Origin of the sequence: Paenibacillus elgii NBRC 100335 (genome assembly GCF_004000865.1) — a bacterium.
Taxonomy (GTDB): Bacteria; Bacillota; Bacilli; order Paenibacillales; family NBRC-103111; genus Paenibacillus_G; species Paenibacillus_G elgii.
The window spans coordinates 1-19,150 of the sequence record NZ_BIMB01000030.1; the positions used below are offsets into that span (position 1 = coordinate 1).

At 52.8% G+C, this 19,150-nt stretch carries 20 protein-coding genes and 1 pseudogene; 16 read left to right on the forward strand and 5 right to left on the reverse strand.

What is annotated here, in order from left to right; all coding sequences use genetic code 11:
• Positions 1–674 precede the first annotated feature (674 nt).
• Positions 675–941 (forward strand): annotated as a pseudogene (locus PEL01S_RS20805) (transposase); the annotation flags it as partial.
• 59 nt (positions 942–1,000) lie between these two features.
• On the forward strand, positions 1,001–1,843 hold the full coding sequence (locus PEL01S_RS20810) for a hypothetical protein (protein ID WP_063185390.1): 843 nt from the start codon (positions 1,001–1,003) through the stop codon (positions 1,841–1,843).
• Between the two features lie 6 nt (positions 1,844–1,849).
• On the opposite strand, the gene PEL01S_RS20815 is transcribed toward PEL01S_RS20810, so the two are convergent.
• From PEL01S_RS20815 to PEL01S_RS20830, 4 genes are all read right to left on the reverse strand, one after another.
• Positions 1,850–2,110 (reverse strand): hypothetical protein, encoded by a 261-nt coding sequence (locus tag PEL01S_RS20815; protein ID WP_127461669.1) that lies wholly within the window; start codon positions 2,108–2,110, stop codon positions 1,850–1,852.
• A gap of 680 nt (positions 2,111–2,790) precedes the next feature.
• Complete coding sequence (locus tag PEL01S_RS20820; RefSeq protein ID WP_063185388.1) at positions 2,791–3,024, reverse strand: hypothetical protein; 234 nt, start codon at positions 3,022–3,024, stop codon at positions 2,791–2,793.
• A gap of 22 nt (positions 3,025–3,046) precedes the next feature.
• A complete protein-coding gene (locus PEL01S_RS20825) occupies positions 3,047–3,394 on the reverse strand; it encodes an ester cyclase (protein ID WP_127461670.1) in 348 nt (115 codons plus the stop codon).
• A 26-nt stretch (positions 3,395–3,420) separates the two neighbouring features.
• Positions 3,421–3,972, reverse strand: a complete 552-nt coding sequence (locus tag PEL01S_RS20830; RefSeq protein ID WP_174806984.1) for an NADPH-dependent FMN reductase — start codon at positions 3,970–3,972, stop codon at positions 3,421–3,423.
• A 162-nt stretch (positions 3,973–4,134) separates the two neighbouring features.
• On the opposite strand from PEL01S_RS20830, the gene PEL01S_RS20835 reads away from it, so the two are divergent.
• Positions 4,135–4,902: an ArsR/SmtB family transcription factor gene (locus tag PEL01S_RS20835; RefSeq protein WP_063185381.1), complete on the forward strand. Its 768-nt coding sequence runs from the start codon at positions 4,135–4,137 to the stop codon at positions 4,900–4,902.
• An 84-nt stretch (positions 4,903–4,986) separates the two neighbouring features.
• On the opposite strand, the gene glpT is transcribed toward PEL01S_RS20835, so the two are convergent.
• Entirely contained in the window at positions 4,987–6,354 is a 1,368-nt protein-coding gene (gene glpT, locus PEL01S_RS20840; RefSeq protein WP_127461671.1) for a glycerol-3-phosphate transporter, read from the reverse strand.
• A gap of 310 nt (positions 6,355–6,664) precedes the next feature.
• On the opposite strand from glpT, the gene PEL01S_RS20845 reads away from it, so the two are divergent.
• The 13 genes from PEL01S_RS20845 to PEL01S_RS20910 all read left to right on the forward strand — a co-directional run bounded on the left by PEL01S_RS20845 (position 6,665) and on the right by PEL01S_RS20910 (position 19,137).
• Positions 6,665–7,006 (forward strand): zinc ribbon domain-containing protein YjdM, encoded by a 342-nt coding sequence (locus PEL01S_RS20845; RefSeq protein WP_127461672.1) that lies wholly within the window; start codon positions 6,665–6,667, stop codon positions 7,004–7,006.
• A gap of 173 nt (positions 7,007–7,179) precedes the next feature.
• A complete protein-coding gene (locus tag PEL01S_RS20850; RefSeq protein ID WP_239551487.1) occupies positions 7,180–8,634 on the forward strand; it encodes a HAMP domain-containing sensor histidine kinase in 1,455 nt (484 codons plus the stop codon).
• A gap of 29 nt (positions 8,635–8,663) precedes the next feature.
• Positions 8,664–9,329: a response regulator gene (locus PEL01S_RS20855; protein ID WP_127461673.1), complete on the forward strand. Its 666-nt coding sequence runs from the start codon at positions 8,664–8,666 to the stop codon at positions 9,327–9,329.
• Positions 9,330–9,629: 300 nt separating this feature from the next.
• Positions 9,630–10,721 carry a hypothetical protein gene (locus PEL01S_RS20860; RefSeq protein WP_063185372.1) on the forward strand — a complete coding sequence of 364 codons (1,092 nt, stop codon included), beginning with the start codon at positions 9,630–9,632 and terminating at the stop codon, positions 10,719–10,721.
• A 27-nt stretch (positions 10,722–10,748) separates the two neighbouring features.
• On the forward strand, positions 10,749–11,813 hold the full coding sequence (locus tag PEL01S_RS20865) for a hypothetical protein (RefSeq protein ID WP_127461674.1): 1,065 nt from the start codon (positions 10,749–10,751) through the stop codon (positions 11,811–11,813).
• 148 nt (positions 11,814–11,961) lie between these two features.
• Positions 11,962–12,426 (forward strand): GNAT family N-acetyltransferase, encoded by a 465-nt coding sequence (locus PEL01S_RS20870; protein ID WP_127461675.1) that lies wholly within the window; start codon positions 11,962–11,964, stop codon positions 12,424–12,426.
• Positions 12,427–12,447: 21 nt separating this feature from the next.
• The gene (locus tag PEL01S_RS20875; RefSeq protein WP_127461676.1) at positions 12,448–12,945 is read left to right on the forward strand and encodes a phage tail protein; all 498 of its coding nucleotides are present in this window, start codon (positions 12,448–12,450) and stop codon (positions 12,943–12,945) included.
• Positions 12,946–13,396: 451 nt separating this feature from the next.
• Positions 13,397–14,353 (forward strand): hypothetical protein, encoded by a 957-nt coding sequence (locus PEL01S_RS34885; RefSeq protein WP_218032553.1) that lies wholly within the window; start codon positions 13,397–13,399, stop codon positions 14,351–14,353.
• Positions 14,354–14,447: 94 nt separating this feature from the next.
• On the forward strand, positions 14,448–15,335 hold the full coding sequence (gene vanY / locus PEL01S_RS20890) for a VanY-A/VanY-F/VanY-M family D-Ala-D-Ala carboxypeptidase (RefSeq protein WP_127461677.1): 888 nt from the start codon (positions 14,448–14,450) through the stop codon (positions 15,333–15,335).
• A gap of 52 nt (positions 15,336–15,387) precedes the next feature.
• The gene (locus tag PEL01S_RS20895; RefSeq protein ID WP_127461678.1) at positions 15,388–16,083 is read left to right on the forward strand and encodes a response regulator transcription factor; all 696 of its coding nucleotides are present in this window, start codon (positions 15,388–15,390) and stop codon (positions 16,081–16,083) included.
• Positions 16,076–17,170, forward strand: a complete 1,095-nt coding sequence (locus tag PEL01S_RS20900; RefSeq protein WP_127461679.1) for a sensor histidine kinase — start codon at positions 16,076–16,078, stop codon at positions 17,168–17,170. The genes PEL01S_RS20895 and PEL01S_RS20900 overlap by 8 nt, the downstream gene beginning before the upstream one ends.
• A gap of 206 nt (positions 17,171–17,376) precedes the next feature.
• Complete coding sequence (locus PEL01S_RS20905) at positions 17,377–18,243, forward strand: carbohydrate ABC transporter permease (RefSeq protein WP_127461730.1); 867 nt, start codon at positions 17,377–17,379, stop codon at positions 18,241–18,243.
• A 60-nt stretch (positions 18,244–18,303) separates the two neighbouring features.
• On the forward strand, positions 18,304–19,137 hold the full coding sequence (locus PEL01S_RS20910) for a carbohydrate ABC transporter permease (protein WP_127461680.1): 834 nt from the start codon (positions 18,304–18,306) through the stop codon (positions 19,135–19,137).
• Positions 19,138–19,150: the final 13 nt, after the last annotated feature.

The following is a 19,150-nucleotide window of genomic DNA, read 5'->3' on the forward strand; positions in this document are numbered from 1 at the left end:
ATTCTACCTCCATGAATCATTTTTAGAGTTTTCGGAATCACTACGGGTCTGTAACCTTCCGGTAAATTTTTGCGTGCAGGTCTTTCGCTCATGATCAATCCCCCTGCTTCAGATTTCGTAAAACGACAGGCACAAAGCATTTTACGCTCACCACTTTCTCAAGAGATCCAGCCCCTGAACCAAAGAACATAGACAAGAATCTTATTACCGCCACTACGAAAGGGGAGTTAAGAATCTTCCATATCTTACGACATATCATACCAACATACTCCCACGTCTTACGTGCTACTTTCTTTGTTCTAATCCACACTACGATTTCCCCCCTTTCATTATGGATCAACTACAATATAGGTTGTTGCCCCAATTATTTATCAGAGCTCACGAAATGCTTCATCGCTTATTCTGATCTCCTATCATAAGCATTTAGGATAGTGGCTATAACGTTTCTGCGAAGTAATTCAGTCTGACCCTCCGATTTCAAAATAAGTTACCTTGGCTATTTTAGCGATCCTACGTAATGTTTTTACAAGGACTAAAGCAAAAAAAAACAACTCACTTTGAGTTGTTTCAGCCTGTTGAGAAACCTTCAGCAGGCTATTTCTTTGTTTCCGTTATTTATTTATTCACCGCGTTAATATGGTATAATATTGTTATCCTAACAAGGCGGTGGTTGCATGCTTCGCTCTAATCCGAATGTGCAAAACAGCTACGAATTCGTTTGTTTGGAAGAACTCGTTCCTCAAAATCATTTGCTCCGCAAGATCCACAAACACATTGACTTTTCCTTTATCCTTGAAAAAGTGAAGCCATATTACTGTGAAGATAACGGCCGCCCTTCGGTCGATCCGATCATGCTCTTCAAAATGATGTTCATTGGCTATTTGTACGGCATTCGTTCTGAACGCCAGCTCGAGCAGGAGATTCAACTCAACGTGTTGTACACAGTAGTATTGAAAAAGATCCTGAACCGGCTGTATATTATGTCCCTAATCCCTTTGATTTGAATTCAGCTAGAAAAATCGATGTTGAACACTACAAATTTCCAGCCGGGAGATATCCATGCCTATTTGTTCACGGTAAAGGTCACACCGCAACAAAGGATTCAGCATACTCATTTTTTTGGGATATCGAAGAACATGTTAAAATTTTTAGGCATGATGAATATAAAAATCATGACCTTTATTTGGTGAGCTATGATACGGATTTAACCGGTACTGATGAAAAGATTATCAAAGCTGCCTTCGAACTTTTCATCAAAATTGGGGCATTAGGCGATCCTGAGCCCTTGATTTTAGCAGTTTTCTGGAGAGAATTAGAACGACGCGCAGAAGTTACTGGGAAATTTCTAGTTCCTTTTCTTAAAACATTGTCGAGTTTTTACAAATCGATTGAAGAAATGAACGGGATTGGACCTTTTGCTATTACACATTCGTTGGGATGCTACACGTTTGCAACTGCCGCACAAGAGCTCCTAAAGGAAAGCAATGAGAATAGATGTTTTGCCGCTTGGCTCTGTATGGCGGCTGCAGTACCATCTAACGGATTCACCAATACTGGGGCCTTTCGTCTAGCTCCTCTTATTGCCGGCACACCTGACGGACCTATAATGGGAACTTCCGTTTGGTACTCACGAACAGATTTAGTGCTCAATATAGCATACACACTGGCTACTGGACATTTAGCTATGGGCGTAACTGGACCACTAATATCTCGACAAGAAGTATATCCAGAAGATGTGACATCAATCACGAAGGAAGACCATCATATTGCTTACTTCAAAAAATTAAGTAAGAAGCTTCAAGAAGATGTTTTTAAGATTGAAAATCTGCTAATCCGCAGTTAATTTTTTCTACCCCAGTTGGAAAGATAGAAACCGGCTCATAAAAGATCTGGTTATTTGCGGTATTCTGGTCTTAGAGCCGCCCCTCGTCTGGATCATGCTGGCATGCACGCCGGAAACGAATGGACACTGCAGGTCCATGATCACGGACCTGCTGCTTGTGCCGATCGCCAGCGCCGCCGTTTCGGCTGCCCGGGACGAAGCTACCTTCGTCCGGGCATGCCGGCGATGCACCGACTGCTTCAGGATGCGAATGGGCCAGCTCCTCAATCGCCTTCCGCGCCGGTGGCCTGCAGCGGATCCCCGTGGTCCTAGTGACCGTGGCCAATCGCCGCGCAACTACCTTCGCCCGGATTTCGCCTGGAGATGACCGACTAATCCAGGAACGAATGGCCAAACGTCGCACTGCGCCTCCTCGATCAGCCTTACGCGCCGGCGGTCTGCAGCGACTCCCGCGCCCTGGCGCTCATGGCCGTCTCCAGCACCGCCGCCTTCGTCCGGAGCATGCCGGTGATGTAACGGCTAATCCAGGAACGAATGGCCAAAAACCGCATGCACCTCCTCGATCGGCCTTCCCGCGCCGCGGTCTGCAGTAGCCCTCGCGGTGCTGATGCTCGTGGCACCACCGTCCCCTTCGGTGTCGTCCACAGATTTGGAATGGACGTGACGTCTTCGCTGCAATTTCGGGCGGCAGCAGATCTAACTGGGGTCGCCCAAGATGCGCTGTGGCCGGTGGATCCTGAGTCGTTTGTTTTTTGCGTTCTTTAAGACCTTTGATAAAATCGGAAAATTGCCCTTTTAATTGTATCGTGGCTACAAACCAAATAAGAAATGAATCTTTGAATGGGATTTTGAGGCACTTCCACCAAAAAAGAATAAGCCTGTTGCTGCAAGCTGTGCGTATTGATGCTTAAAAAACATTGCTGTCAATCGGCCTGCTGTTCCGACAATTAAAAACCCAAAAATGCTCGGTCTTCTGCCCGAAAATTTGCGGTCGTTTTACAGTTATTGAGGGCGAGTATTTTGCCGGCAAATCGCTTCAGCCCTTCTTTGGATTCATAAGCGAGCTCTTGATAATCGTCCGATAAAAACCGGTCCGTACATTCCATGTCGCTTTTATTCCAGAACGCCTCGATAAACGCCGTAACGGTTTCGATATTTTTCTGCTCCATTGTTTGCATCATCCAACATCTCCTTCCTTTCGTTTTAATTGGCTTGAAGCTGGGGCAGCAGCGTTCCGGTATCGAACCACCCGCGATGCGCTACAATCTGGCCGTCAACGACGCGAAATTCACGGAACTGCGTAATTTTTACCGATCGGCCTGTAGGCGCTTTTCCGGCAAACGCGCCTTGATGCGTGCCTGTGATTGCAATTCTGGCCGTGACCTTCTCGCCTTGCGCCAAAATTTCGTCCACCGCATAGTGCCGGTCCGTAAAGGCCTCGCCGAACTGCTCCGCAAAAAATTGCTCCGTGCGATCCAGCTCGCTTCGATTCCCGGCAGCTTCGATAAACGCGGTGACGATCTCGATATTTTTTTGTTCCACCGTTTTCATGGCAGCGTATCTCCTTTGTTGTTCGATTATATAGCTGCTTCGACTCCGGCCTTGAGCTTCCGGGTGAGGTCTACGAACATCCCGACTGCGTTTTCGACCCTTCCCCGCATTCCCTCGTCTGACGGATGACCGTCCGAATCAAAGCTGTGGAACCCGGCTCCGATGGAAATCCACTCGGGACTATTAACGCCGTGCAGATTGCGTACAATACTCTGGAGATGCAGCAGCGAGCTGACCCCCATCGGACCGCCGGCGGCGCTTACGGAAAGCACCGGTTTCCCGGCAACCAGACCGCCATGCAAGTAGTCCAGGGCATTCTTCAGCACTCCCGATATGGAGCCGTGGTATTCCGGGGTCGCGAGGATGAGGCCCTCGGCGTCCGAGACCGCTTCTGTCAACCGTTGGACATTCGGATGGATTGCTTGGGCATCGGGGGAATACAGCGGCAAGGGCAGTTCCCGCAGATCAACAAACGTAACCGAAATATTTTGGGCTTTCAACAGACTCTCGATGGACCGAAGAAGAGACGTGCTCGAAGCGCCTTCGCGGTTACTGCCGGCAATTAGGGTAATTTTCATATAAAACATCACCTTTCACTCTCATTTTGATGGTTGCAAACCGATTGGTTTGTGATAACATGTGACTATATTGTCACCCTTATAATATGTGACCATATGGTAACGTGTCAAGGGGTAAAATTAAAATCCTGCAGCATGCTGTCTCGGAAGGAGGTGTTCTTATTGGAAAATGAAATCTTCAAGGCATTGGCCGATCCCAGCCGGCGCACGCTCCTCGATCTGCTTCACGCCTCCGACGGGCGGACGCTGAACGATCTCTGCACCCCTCTGCAAATGTCGAGATTCGGCGTCATGAAGCATCTGAACATTTTGGAGGAAGCCGGTCTCATTACGACCCGCAAAGTCGGCCGGGAAAAGCTGCATTATTTGAATGCGGTGCCGATTCGTCAAATCTACGACCGGTGGGTGAGCAAATACGCCGAGCCTTGGGCCATCGAACTAACATCTCTGAAAAACGAACTGGAGCGTGAAACGACAATGGAGAACAAACCCCGGCATGTTAACCGGATTGCCATTAAAGCGACACCCGAACAAATCTGGCAAGCCCTTACCGATCCGGCCAAAACCTCGAAGTTTTGGTTCAATTGCTCGATCCGATCCGATTGGGAGATCGGCTCTCCTTTCGAATTGTGGAACCCGCAAGGGAAGAAGCAAGTCGAAGGCACCATTCTCGACTTGAACCGTCCGCACAGGCTGACGGTGAGCTGGAAGTTTCTTTCGTTTCCCCATACGGCCGGCGATTCCCCGTCGCGCATGACATGGGAAATCGATCCGCATGCCGAACTGCAAGGGGTGACTCTTGTTACGGTCGTGCACGATGAATTCGAGCAGGCTTTAAATACCGCCGCCATTCTTGAAAATGGTGTACCGATTGTGCTCTCGGGCATGAAGACATTCCTTGAAACCGGGGCAACCCTGGCCGGGGATTAACAGCAGGCGGGTGGGGTATCCGTTGGAGAAAAACACAAAAAGAAGGAGCAAAAATCGCACGGATTTTTACTCCTTCTTTTTCAATTAATGCTGATTCTTCACGACTTCTTGCCCGCGGACATTCCAAGTCAGGGCGAAGATCACGGCTGCAATCGCGCATGAAACGACCAACAGTGTAAACCCTGCATTCCACCCGGAGGCACTGACGATCACGCCCATCAAAGCGTTCGCCGTTACCGTACCTCCCAGGTAACCGAACAAACCGGTAAGTCCGGCTGCCGTCCCGGCGGCTTTCTTCGGTACGAAGTCCAGCGCCTGCAGACCGACCAGCATCACCGGACCGTAGATCAGGAAGCCGATCGCGATCAAGCATAGCATGTCGACCGTCGGATTGCCGGGCGGGTTAAACCAGTACACCAGAACCGCGATCAATACGCCGATCATAAATACGACGCCTGCCGGTCCGCGGCGGCCTTTAAACATTTTATCCGAGATCCAGCCGCAGAGCAGCGTTCCCGGGATTCCTGCCCATTCGTACAAGAAGTACGCCCAGCTTGACTTGTTCATGTTGAAGCCTTTTTCTTCGCTCAGATACGTCGGCGCCCAGTCCAACACGCCGTACCGGACAAAGTAAACGAAGATGTTCGCAAACGCAATTGCCCAAACCCACTTATTGTTCAACACATACTTGAAAAGAATTTCTTTGGTCGAGAGCTCAGTTTCGAACGTTTTCTTCGTAGCGCTCGGATAATCGTTGCGGTATTCCTCGATCGACGGCAATCCGACCGATTGCGGCGTATCGCGGATTAAAAAGTAAGAAACAACGGCGAAAACAATCGCAACCAAAGCCGGTAAAATAAAGACGCCTTCATACCCCGATTGGGAGAAACCGGACATTCCCGCGAAAATCGCAACGCCTGCAACGGCAAGCGGCGCCATAACGCCTCCGCCAACGTTGTGGGCCACGTTCCAGATGGCGGTTTTGTTTCCGCGTTCATTCAAGCTGAACCAGTGAACAAGGACGCGGCCGGACGGCGGCCACCCCATCCCTTGGAACCATCCGTTTAGGAAAAGCATAATAAACATGATAGCAACGGATGAGGTGAAGAATGGAACGACCCCCATCAGTAAACTAACGATGGCCGAAAGGATCAGGCCCGCGGGCAAAAACATTTTGGCATTGCTTCGGTCGGAGATGGTAGCCATCACAAACTTACTGATGCCGTAAGAAATCGAAATGGCAGACAATGCAAAGCCGAGCTCCGCTTTGGAGAAGCCCTGCGCGGTTAAGTAGGGCATCGCCAGCGAGAAGTTTTTGCGAAGCAAGTAGTACGCTGCGTACCCGATGAAGATGCCAAGAAAAACTTGAAGTCTGAGCTTCTTATACTCGGAATCAATTTTTTCGTTTGGTAACCTGTCAATCGGCGGAGCAGGTTTGAAAAGATTAAACATCGTTGTCCTCCTTGATGTAATGAATAACAACAGAAACTACGAAAAAACCCATACTTTTATAACACTTTCTTCAGCGAAAGTGCCATAAAGTATGAGTCTCAGTGTCTCCGTCATCAATTTTTACTTGTAGGCAATATTCTATTATTGGATGTAAACGTTGTCAATAAGTTTTTTTTATAAATTGTCCTTGAGAGGGGAGAAGCAGCGGAGCGAGCTGGAAGAAATTCAATTTTATTCGAAGGTTTGCAAATAGGAGAAGACTATGACAGTATAAGTCTATCTAATACGAATGAATGGAGCCATAGAACTGATGTCTAATTTGCCAAATTGCCCGAAATGTAATTCAACCTTCACTTACGAGGACGGAAGCCTTCTGATTTGCCCGGAATGCGCCCATGAGTGGACGTTAGAAGCAGATACGGAAAATCGCGAAGACCACAAGATTGTCAAAGACGCCAATGGAAATATTTTAAACGATGGCGATACGGTAACGGTCATCAAGGACCTGAAAGTAAAAGGAAGCTCATCGGTCTTGAAAATGGGAACAAAAGTAAAAAATATCCGTTTGGTTGACGGGGATCACGATATTGATTGCAAAATCGACGGTTTTGGAGCGATGAAATTAAAATCGGAATTTGTAAAAAAAATCTAGTGCGGTTTATAGGAAACCGGCGGATTTATATTCGGAGGCCCTCTGTTGCGGGGGGCTTTTTTGTTGTAAAAAACAATGATAATTTTGTCATACACAGACAGATCCGCCGAGTAGATGATAAGATGGAGGGAGTGGAAAAGATTACTTTTTTGCCAGGAAGGAAAAGAAAAAATTTGAAATTCCTATCCCATTTTGTCCAGCGCTTCCGTCGATTGCAGTGGAAGCTGACCTTGTTTTATATCCTCACAACGATGGTTGTTCTGATCGTGCTCGAAATGGCGGGGTTTCTGATCATGTTTGGCATAGCCAAATATAATGTCAGACAAACGCTTGCCTACGAAGTGGGGGTGGTGGCGCAGAACGTAGGCTCCAACTTCACGGGGCCCTTCATCAACCGGAATCGGCTGTATGAAGCTCTGAGGGATTGGCGCTTGGAAAACGGTACCGAATTTCAGGGGTTTTCCGCAGTGGTCGATCCTGAAGGGCAGCTGATCGCTGTTGCAGGAGAGCATTGGGCCGAGGCGGGCGGATTCGGGGCAGGGCTGCCTGCAAGCGTGCAGAGGCACATTCGGACGGCTCTGGCTTTAGAGCCCGGCTCGATTCCCCTCATGAATACGTCTGCCTACGAGGAAAAGGGCGCCATCTATATTGTGGCTCCGATTGTCAATGCGAAGGAGATCAAGGGGGCCTTGGTGGTGAAAGCCGAACAGGTCCGGACGTCTGCGAACAATTTGTGGGAGTTTATACCGAAGGCCTTTCAATTTTTCGGCTTCAGCATCATTGCCTTTTTTATAGGCGCGGCGATTGTCGGTCTCGCCTTCGGAATCGTAACGTCGCGAAGTCTTGTGCGGCGTTTGCGAAGGATTCTGGCGTCGGCTGACCGATGGAGTCAAGGCGATTTTACCACCTTTGTTGACGATCCCTCCGGCGACGAGCTGGGGCGGCTGGCGCACCGGCTTAATCAAATGGCGAAGCAGCTGCAGCATTTGCTCCGGACGCGGCAGGACCTTGCGGCGCTGGACGAGCGCAACCGGCTCGCCAGAGAGCTGCACGATAGCGTGAAGCAGCAGATGTTTGCCGTCTCGATCTGGGTCAATACGGCCAAAACCTTGATCGGCCAGGATGAGCATGCGGCGCGTTCGCATCTGGTCGAGGCGGAAAAGCTGATACGCCAAACGCAGCAGGAGCTGCGTGCGTTAATCCATCAGCTGCGTCCGGTAGCCTTGGAGGGCAAGGATCTGGCACATGCCTTGGAGGATTATGTGAAGGTCTGGCAAGAGCAGACGGGGATTGCCGTAGAGGTGGAGGCGCACGGCGGGCAGCAGGTGTCGCCGCTTATTGAAGAAGCCCTCTTCCGCATCACCCAGGAGGCGCTGGCGAATATTGCCCGCCACAGCCAGGCGAGCGCGATGAAGCTGTCGCTGGCGTGCGACGAGACGGTGACGCTCTCCATCCGGGACAATGGCTGCGGCTTCGATGTCCGCCTCGCAGACCGGCAGGGCGTCGGCCTGTCCTCCATGCGCGAGCGGGTGCAGGCGCTGGGCGGCCATATCGATATCCGCAGCGAGAAGGGACAGGGCACGACAATTGTCGTCCGCTGCCGGCAAACAGAGATTCAAGCGGTATAAAAGACCTTTTTTCGAATGGAGCGGGCAACATGACAAAGACGGAACCGATCACAATTCTGATTGTCGACGATCACTCGATTGTACGTCAGGGTTTATGCGCATTGTTCAAGATTCAGCCCGATTGCCGGGTCGTAGGCGAAGCCGATTCAGGAGAAAGCGCCGTCCGCTTGGCCGCCGAGCTTGTGCCTGACGTCGTTCTTATGGATCTGGTGATGCCCGGCATAGATGGTGTAGAGGCTACGAGGCAGGTCAAGCAAGTCAGTCCCCGTTCTCAGGTGATAGTACTGACCTCTTATCATGAGGACGAGCATATTTTTCCGGCTCTGCGCGCCGGTGCGCTCTCTTACGTGCTCAAGGATATCGAGCCGGAACAACTGGTCGAGACCGTGCGCAGAGCCGTACACGGCGAGTCGATGATGCATCCGCGCGTGGCTGCGCGGGTCGTTCAGGAGATACGCGATACGCGTCGGACGGATGACAGCCCGTTCGCCGAGTTGAGCGAACGCGAGCTCGAAGTGCTGCGCCTGATCGCAGGCGGGCTGACGAACGCAGAGATTGCCGAGCGCCTGATCATCAGCGAGAAGACGGTGAAAGGCCACGTCAGCAATATTTTAAGCAAGCTGCATATGCTGGACCGCACCAAAGCAGCCGTTTTCGCTTGGCAGCAGGGACTCATGCGCCCGGATGAACAGTGAGAGCTGCGTTTCTTCCCCTCTCTATCGCCTCAGGCAATCCTTCCTTTCTCTCGTAGCATTCGTTTTTCCTTCAGCATTCACCTATCTTCTCCTCTGCCGGCTCCCCTTTGAAGGGGAGCCGGTTCTGTTTATGACGGACCTCTGGTCGGGGGGATAAACAGATCTGCAGACGCGTCCCATTTTCGCTTGGCTGCCCTATGATTAAGGAGGAACAGGTCACGTTCTCCATATGGCGGAAGGGTCCGCTGTGGATGGCCGCCGGTTCATAATTCGATTCTTGGAAATAGGGAGTTGTTCTTGATGGATACCGCGAAAAATTCTCTCCTGCAAGCAACCGGCAATCCGTCTTCGCGGGTCGTACGGTGGCCGTCCTGGATCGGTTACGCTGCGGCTGCTTGGTCATTGGTTTATGGGCTGCTAGGCTTATACTGGGCTTTAGGGGGCAGCGGCTTTCCCTTCGGCGAAGGGGATTCCCAGCCCAATATGTCGTTCTTGGGCGGTTTGCAAGCGAAGAGCGGAGCGCCGTGGATAGCCGCTCTTGGTTTCGTTGGCGCTTTCGTGGCAGTAGCGGCAACGCGGCTGCAGCAGAAAGGAATCGTTCGTACGGCCGTTCTGGCTTTCGCTTGCGCCGCTTCGGCCATCCTGCTGATCGTCATTCCGGATGCCAGAATCATTATGGCCGTCGGGTATGCGCCTATATGTCTGATCGGTGCTCCTTTCGATTGGCCACCGGTCAATTATTTGGAGAAAGCCTTCCCTTGGGAAGTGATTAACCAGTTCATTTGCATGGCAGGCGGGTTCCTGTGGGCCGGGGCGGCTCTCGCTTCCTACCGCCGATCCCGGCAAGCCTGCGGGAGCTGCGGCCGGACGGGCAGCAGCGCCACTGCGGGCTGGACAATACCCGAAGCTGCGGCGCGTTGGGGGAGATGGGCCGTCTACGTAGCATTTGTCTTACCGTTCGGCTATGCCGGGATGCGGTGGGCGTGGGCTTTTGGCATCCCTCTCGGAATTGATCGGGAGCTCCTTCAGGAGCTTCACACCAACGGTCTATGGCTGGCCGGAGCGGGCTTGGCAACCGTAGCAGCCGGCGGCTCGGTGCTAACCTTGGGGCTCATCCAACGCTGGGGCGAGATCTTCCCGCGTTGGACGCTGGGACTGTCCGGCAAGCGTGTTCCTCCGGCGCTTGCGATTGTTCCCGCAACCTTTATTACCGTCGTGGTGATGACCGGCGGGCTGACGGTCATCCGCATGAATTGGTCTGGTTTTCTCAGCGGCGCTTTTATGACCAATCCGATGATGTGGTGGCCGGTTTGGGGGATCTCGCTGGGAGCGGCTACGCTTGCCTATTATTACCGCAGACGCGGGCAGTGCTCAGTGTGCGGCCGTGAATAATCGCTTCGAACGAAGAGGAGGATCGGTATGGAGATGACATCGCCCCAACGTAAGAACAAACCGAAAAAAATCGGCTTTAACGGGTGGCCGTCCTGGATCGGATCTGGCGCGATCGTCTGGTCGGCGCTCTATGGAGCTCTGCATCTGTACTGGCTTCTAGGAGGGCCCGGGTACCCCTTCAAGGATCAGCCGCCGGGATTGTTCTCGGCCATGGTGACCTATCTTCCGGCCCAAGCCGGAGGTGCCGTCTTTGTCGTTCTGTGTGTCTTGGGCATCGGTGCTGGCCTTGCCATGCAGCGGCCGTGGGGAACAGTCGTCCCCCGGTGGATGATCCTCGCCTATGCCTGGGGAGTGGCTGGCGCCTTGCTTCTCTTGGTGCCGGATATCGGCTTGATTGCATTCATGGCTTATGCCTTCCTGTTCAAAGGCCAATGGAGCTGGCAGCTGTCGAATCAGCTCCTGTGCATGATCGGTGCGCTCCTCTGGATCTTTGCTGCAATGGCGTATCGGCGAAGAGTGCGTCATGCCTGCGAATATTGCGGACGAACGGAGAACGGAACATCGGTTCCGCTTGTCCGCTGGGGGCGCTGGATGACCTGGATCGCCGCTCTCGCTCCGCTACCGTATGCCATGTCGCGCTTCGCCTGGGCGCTGAATATCCCGCTCGGGATCGACCCGCAAGACCTTCAGCATTTTTCAGAAGCAAATGAAGCGGCTCATGTCATAGAATGGGTGTTCGGCACGGTATGTCTTGGCGGCGGCCTCCTTACGCTCGGATTGATCCGGCGATGGGGGGAGGTCTTTCCCCGCTGGTTTCCGTTCGTTGGCGGCAAAAGGGTGCCGATTTCGCTCGCGGTGATTCCCGCCACGGGCGTAGCTATTGCGGTGACTGCGGCGGGCTTTGTCTTTACCGTATCTTTTTTCGCCGCCACCCTTGGGCTCATGCCGGTGGATGACATGGTGCTCCGCCAGCTCTATGGCGCAGTAGGCCCGATGCTGTCCTGGGTACCGTGGGGGCTGGCGCTTGGTCTTGCTGCCATAGCCTACTATTACCGGCGGCGCGGTCCATGCAATCATTGCGGGAAGGCGTAAGACGGGGCCGAGAGCAGGGAAGCGCCGCAATTACGAGGCCCGTGGGGCGGTGGGGCGCGTTTCGCTGTACCTTACTCGGATCGGCGAGCATAAACTGTAAACCAGCTGTGGCTTTTGATCATTTGGCAAGGGAAGGACAGTTCATCCCATGGTAACCATAGTTGATGCTAGAACGGAAGATCAGGCGTTTCTTTATGAACTGTATCGCAGTACGCGAATCGAAGAAGTATCCGCCTGGGGCTGGGGGGACGGGGAGCTCGACGCGTTTTTGCGTATGCAATTTGACCTCCGGCAGCGATCATATGCGCTCCAATACCCTCTGGCCCAACATGGTATTATTTTACAAAACGGCGTAAGGGTAGGAGGAATCATTCTGCAGGAGACGCCTCATGAAATTCGTTTGATCGACGTGTCCCTTGTACCGGAATACCGAGATGGCGGTATCGGGACGGCTCTCTTGAAGAGACTGCAGGAAACGGCCGCAGCACGTGGGAAACCCATCCGGCTCCATGTCATCCGTTCCAATGCAGCCGTATCTTTATACGAGCGTCTAGGCTTTCGTTTGGCTGAGGGAGACGGAATTTACGCAGCCATGGAGTGGAGCACAAATTGATGAAAAATAGGAGGAATTCAAGTGGCAGATCCTTTTCTGGGCGAAATCCGGTTGTTTGCTTTTACCTTTGCACCGGACGGATGGGCGTTTTGCGACGGTCAATTGCTACCTATCAATCAAAACCAAGCCTTATTTTCCCTGCTAGGAACTACGTACGGGGGGAATGGGACAACCAATTTCGCTCTTCCCGACTTGCAAGGCAGAGTAGCGATCCATCGGTCAGCCAGCTTCACGCAGGGCCAGACGGGAGGCGAGGTATCGCATACCCTGACGATTCCCGAACTGCCGAGCCATACGCATCAAGCGATAGGGAGCTCGGATGCCGCCAACAGCGTTCTTCCTGTCAATAGCACGTGGGCGCTCGCCGATAGTCTGACGTATAACCAATCCGGGAACTCGCAGATGAGCCCGACCGCCATCAGTTCTGTCGGCGGCAATCAGCCGCACAATAATATGCAGCCTTTTCTTGTGCTGAATTACTGCATCGCCTTGAGAGGGATATTCCCGTCCCGGCCTTGAATCCGGAATCCGGAATTTGTACAATTAGGCTCCTTTATAGTCAGTTGACCACTTCTTGTCTGCTTTTGGCGCATACACTGGTCAAATAGCGGGAGGAGGGATGGTCATGTCAGGATGTAAATGTAGATTCGTTGACCGAAGAAAGGTCGTGCATCGAAGAAAAGTCGAGCATCAAGGGAGATGCCCGGGCGAAGCGAAGAAAAAGAGCTTGAATTGCAAAAGATTCCTGTTGAAATTGATCAGACAGCGTTGCTTTTTGGTGCGTCGGGGTTTGCGAGGACCGAGAGGCTTCAAAGGCGAGCAAGGGCTTCAAGGTGTACCAGGACCCCAGGGGCCTCAAGGTCCACAAGGAGCACAAGGAGCGCAAGGAGCACAAGGAGCGCAAGGAGCACAAGGAGCACAAGGAGCACAAGGAGCACAAGGAGCGCAAGGAGCACAGGGAGCGCAAGGAGTGCAAGGTCCAGCTGGCCCGCAGGGAGCTGGTGGCGCGCTTGGCGTTTATGGGGACGGCTCGGCGGGTGAGCTCATCGTCGTTAGCGGACAGGTGCTGGATCTGAGCACCCCCGGAGGTCTTGCCGTACTGCCTGCCGGGCTGAACCTGCAATTCTCCAGAATCGAAATTGCAGGCTCGCTCATTGTTCCAAGCGGCATCGTGCTGCAATCCACGGGCGATATTACCATAACAGGGATCGTAAATGTCCTGACGGGCTCTGCAGACTCGGGCAACGGCTCCCCGAATCCCGGCGTATCGGTTGCGGAGGCAGGGCCGTATAACGGCGGAATCGGACTCCATACGCTCCAGGCTTCACAGGTGATTCCGAAGGCCGCGGCCGGAGGTGCGGGAAGCCGGGTGCTGCTGGGAGGCGGCGGCGAGGGTGGCGGCGGTCTAGTCCTGCTTGCGAAAGGGCAGGTTTTAATCGCAGGCGGGGCTGTTGTAGCTGCAAACGGCAGCAACGGCACGAACCCTCAAATTGCCGGAAAAGGCATTGTCGGAAGCGGTGGAGGTGCAGGCGGGGTCATTGTCATCGTTGCGAAAGGCGGGCTGACCATTGCCGGGACGGTCGCTGCAAACGGCGGCAACGGAGCCGACGGCTGGGATGGCAACGGCGGAGATGGCGAGGGAGGCGGCGGAGGCGGCAGCGGCGGAATTATCCATCTGATTTCTTCAAGCTCGCCCAATATTACGGGAACGATGCAGTTCAATGGCGGCACGGGTGGAGGTAACGCACCCGGGGTTACCGGCATCCTTACCGTTGGCGGAGGCGGAGGGGCTTGCGGCGGCAACGGCGGCAATGGCGGAGGAACCCCCGTTACCGGGCAGCCGGCGGTTGCGTCCCAACCGGGGCAGGCCGGTCAACTGGTGCAAACGATAACGCCCGAGCCTGAAAATCTGTTTATTGTTTTATGATTTAAAATGTTAATAAAATCTTTATCTTTACCTTACTTCTTTTTAAACGTTATTCTTTATCCTTACAGGATGAAAGCGTAAGGAGGAAACGTAGATGAAGAAGTGGGTTTTTTTGCTTGTCATGCTTTTGCCGCTGGGGTGTGAAGCCATTCAACAGGAGCCGCAAGCCATAAACGTGGAATACAGTAATACGGGCGACCAAGCCCGGGAGGCGGCTCCCCAAAAGAAGGCTCCAACGAAGACTCAAACAAAGGCTCAAACGATAAAAGTAACCAAAAGCCAGGTTTACCAAGGCAATCTGCTGCTGGTCAACAAGCAGTATCCGGTGCATGAAGAGGGCGTTACGGCCGATGTGGTCAACCTGTTTCGGGATAAGGAGCTGACCCAGGGATACGTGGTGCTCGATAAGACGATCCGGCTGTCGCAAGACGTGGCGCAAAAATTTCAAACGATGGTCAATGCCGCCGCCAAAGAAGGCGTGAGCAGTTTTATGATCAGCAGCGGCTACCGGGACAACAAAGAACAAGGCCAGCTGTATAAAAGTATGGGCGCCGATTATGCGCTGCCTGCGGGCTACAGTGAGCATAACTTAGGCTTATCCCTCGATATCGGATCGACGCAAACGGAGATGAACCGCGCCCCGGAAGGAAAATGGCTGCAAAAAAACGCTTGGGCTTACGGATTTATTTTGCGCTATCCCAAGGACAAGACGGAGATCACGGGCATTAAATACGAGCCGTGGCATTTTCGCTATGTCGGCTTGCCGCATAGTGCGATCATGCAGGAGAAAAACTTGACGTTGGAGCAATATTTGGATTTCCTGAAGGAGCAAAAGAAGGTTTCGGCGACGGTAGAGGGCAAAGCCTACGAAGTCTCGTATTATCCCGTGTCCGGGAATACGTCGATTCCGGTGCCGGTCGGCCGCAGCTATGAACTATCGGGAAACAATATGGACGGCGTCATTGTAACCTTGCTTCCATGATCGGAAGTTCTGGTACAATGGAATGGTTAACTCTATGCAGAGGGTGAATGCGATGAAGCGTATCACGATTTTGATCGCGGATGACGAGACGGCGATTGCCGATTTGATCGGATTGCATCTAGCCAAAGAAGGCTACCATGTCATTAAAGCGGCGGATGGGCAGGAAGCGATTCAGGCCGTTCAGGCGCATTCGATCGATCTGGCGATTTTGGATATTATGATGCCCAAAGTGGATGGCTACGAAGTGACCCGGCAAATCCGGGAAACGAATCATATGCCGATCATTTTCCTGAGCGCGAAAACGTCCGACATGGATAAAATCGCAGGCTTGGTGAGGGGAGCGGACGATTATATGACCAAGCCGTTCAACCCGATGGAGCTGATCGCCCGCGTGAACGCCCAACTGCGCCGTTCCAGACTGCTCAGCCAAGCGTCGGCGGAGAACAAGCCCGTGCTGGAAGCGGGAGGCTTGGCCATTTATCCCGATCAGCGTACGGTTACCTTATATGGCGAACCGGTCGATCTCACGCCGAAAGAGTTCGATATTCTGTATCTGCTGGCCAGCTATCCGAAGAAAGTGTTCAGCGCGGAAAATATTTTTCAGCAGGTGTGGGGCGAAGATTACTATGAAGGCGGCAATACGGTGATGGTTCATATCCGGAAGCTGAGGAAAAAATTACAAGAGGATGAACGGAAACATAAGCTGATCAAAACGGTATGGGGGGTGGGATATACATTTAATGGCTAGCATGGTGCGCACCTTCCGGTCCAAAATGATTCTGCTGCTCGGTTTAAGCATGCTGTTCGCGGGCACCATTACGTATTTGTTCTATAAAATCCTTCAGTTTTATTACCGAACGTTCGTGAAGTTTGAAGATCCGCTGGCTTATGTTCGCATGTTCATCAACATTGTCGGAGATATTAACTTCTTTCTGCTGTTTTTCATCCCGCTCGCGACGTTGTTTTTCTTTATCCTCACCAAGCCCTACGCCACTTATTTCAATAAAATTTCCAAGGGGATTCATCATCTGGCCAACGGCGATTTTAAGCAGCGCGTATACATTTCCTCCCGCGACGAGTTCGAGGACATTGCGACGGACATCAATCTGGCGAGTGAAAAGCTGCAGCAGGCCGTCGAAAGAGGAGACTTTGCGGAGAACAGCAAGGATCAGCTGGTCCTGAATTTGGCGCATGATTTGCGTACGCCGCTGACTTCGGTGATCGGCTATTTGGATTTTATTTTGAAGGACGAGCAGTTGACCAAGGAGCAGGTCAGACAGTATGCGGATATTGCTTTTCAAAAGTCGCAGCGTCTGGAGAAGCTGGTCGACGAACTGTTCGAAATTACGAGAATGAACTACGGCATGGTTGCGTTCGAAAAACAAACCATCGATCTCAGCGAGCTGCTGGTCCAGTTGAACGAGGAGCTGTATCCCGCCTTCGAGAAGCATCAATTGACGGCCCGGCTGCAGGTAGCTCCCGGTTTGTCGGTATTGGGCGACGGCGACCTGCTGGCGCGCGTGTTCGAGAATTTGCTGACCAATGCCATCCGTTACGGAAAAGACGGCCGGTTCGTGGATATGAACGCTTATTCCGAAGCGGAAGCGGTCGTGGTGCAAGTGATCAATTACGGCGTCCCGATTCAGCCCGATGAGCTGCCGCACATCTTCGATATGTTCTATACCGGCGACAAGGCGCGCACGTATCAAGAGGGAAGCACGGGCCTCGGCCTGTATATCACGAAGAACATTGTCATGCAGCATGACGGAACGGTGACCGCCCATAGCAGCACGAACCGTACCATCTTTGAAGTGCGTCTGCCGCTAACAAATTAAGAAAAACTTTAAGATTACCCTACTTCTTTTTAAACAGTATTTCCTATCCTAGAAGTGAAGGATAGGACAGAGCTGGGGATGAAGAAGTAGGTTTTTTTGTTATCACGCACAGAAAGCGGGAGTGATCCGATGAACAACAGGAAAGCTGCCATGCGGCTTGACCATGACGGCTGGTCGGTGGTTGCCAGTTCATGCTGACGCAAGGAATGAAACGCTGGACCCGGAGCGATGCGGCGGCGGCCCTGCTGTTTCTCGCGCCCAGCGTCGCAGGCTTCGCGCTGTTCTACCTTATTCCATTTGCTGCGGGGGTGTACGACTCCTTCCTGGATCGCCCGGTCGGGGGCCGGTTCGTTGGGCTGGAAAATTACGGTGAGCTGGTTGCGGGCGGTTCGTTTCGGAAAGCGGCGTCCAATACGTTCTATTTTACCGCGGTCAGCGTGCCGCTCATCATAGGGCTGTCTTTAGGGCTGGCGCTGCTGCTGAACCGGAAGATGTACATACGCAATATGCTGAGAACGGCTTACGTGCTGCCGCTTGTCGTCCCCGTAGCCTCGGTTGTTCTCATCTGGCAGATGCTGTTCGACTGGAACGGTTCGCTGAACGCGTGGCTCGGTTATTTCGGACTCGAACGTGTGGACTGGATGAAGACGGAGGCGGCCCGGCATGTGGTCATGGTCATTTATTTATGGAAAAACGTCGGCTACAACATGATTTTATTTCTGGCCGGGCTTCAGCAGATTCCAAGCGATTACTACGAAACCGCCCGGCTGGAAGGCGCCGGACGACTCCGGCAGTTCGTCGGCATTACGCTCGTTTATTTAACGCCGACGATGTTTTTCGTCGTCATCATGTCCATCACCGGCTCGTTTAAAATATTCCGGGAGACGTACTTGATCGCGGGTGATTATCCGCACGACAGCATCTATACGTTGCAGCACTATATGAACAATATGTTCATGACGCTCGAGATGCAGAAATTGACTGCGGCGGCAACGTTGATGGCGGGCTGCCTTCTGCTTGTCGTTTTCGCGTTGTTTGCGCTGGAGCGCCGTTTCCGGCAGTTCATGGAATAGCGGGAGGTGATTCGGCTGCGAAGTTCAAGAGCCTGGCAAAAAGGAGCGTTAACGGCCGTCATGGCCGTGATCGCGGCGGCACTGCTAATGCCCATCGTGATTACTTTCACAAATTCGTTGATGACCGAATGGGAAATCGGCAGCAATTACGGACTGATCGGGAAAATGACCGACGCTGCCGCAGGGAACGCGAACCGGTTTGTGAATTTAAAGCTGCTGCCGAATCTGGCGTCGCTGGAGCAGTATGCGAGCGTGCTGGTCCTCGATTCAAGCTTTCTGAGGATGTTCTGGAATTCGGTCTTCCTGGTAGTGCCGATCATTGCGGGACAGACCGTCGTCGGTGCGCTGGCGGCCTATGCCTTCGCTAAGCTGCGTTTTCGGGGCCGGGATGCGCTGTTTCTCGTTTATGTCATGACGATGCTTATGCCGTTCCAAGTGACACTGGTGCCCAACTATATGATGGCCGATAAGCTGGGGCTGCTGAACAGTCCGTCTGCGATCATATGGCCCGGCGTGTTCGCGGCATTCGGCGTATTCATGCTCAGGCAGTTCGCGCTGCATATTCCGTTTTCCTATATCGAGGCGGCCAAGATGGACGGGGCCGGGCATGTGCGGATTTTCAGCGAGATCATTGTCCCGATGCTCAAGCCGGGGCTGGGGGCGCTCGTTGTTCTGCTGTTCGCGGATTATTGGAACATGGTGGAGCAGCCGCTTGTTTTTCTGGACGATTCGCTCAAGCAGCCGCTGTCGGTTTATTTATCGAAAGTGCAGGAAGGCGAACGGGGGATTGCTTTCGCCGCGTCCATGCTTTATATGACGCCGATGGTGCTGCTGTTTTTGTATGCAGAAACTTACTTCATCGAAGGCATCGAGCTGTCCGGCATCAAGGGGTAGCTTGTACGGTTAG